Here is a 359-nt window from a genome sequence, read left to right as displayed (position 1 = left end):
CATCAGCGTGTCCGCTGCGTTACCGTTGGATTCAGCACAGTAATTCTTGCCGCCAAACTTGTCATTGCTGACCTCATCGCCGCGTGCTTTACGATGCATCAACTGGAACAGGTTCCAGCCTTTCATCCCTTCACGCTCGCTGTAAAACTCTGGCAGAGGAGTGCCATCTGGATACCATTTCTTGATATCAAAGTTTTTCTCTGCCCATTCCTTCAGCTGTGCGTACATCAGCAGACGGTCACCCGCACCGCCGCGTGCCCATGCCTGGTTGTTGCTCTCCTCCAGATATTCCGGTGCGACGGTAATATCGTCAGCGACACGGTTCATCTTGCCGAGATAACGATCCTGCATGTACAGCG

1 protein-coding gene is annotated in these 359 nt (G+C 52.9%); it reads right to left on the bottom strand.

What is annotated here, in order from left to right; all coding sequences use genetic code 11:
• Positions 1–359, bottom strand: a 359-nt coding sequence (locus RTW80_RS27860; RefSeq protein WP_312721358.1) for a hypothetical protein, incomplete at both ends; no start/stop codon positions are given.

It is taken from the genome of Escherichia sp. AM3, from assembly GCF_032029835.1.
GTDB lineage: Bacteria > Pseudomonadota > Gammaproteobacteria > Enterobacterales > Enterobacteriaceae > Escherichia > Escherichia coli.
The sequence above is the reverse complement of the archived record's forward strand: the minus strand, read 5'-3'. Positions and strand labels throughout refer to the sequence as shown.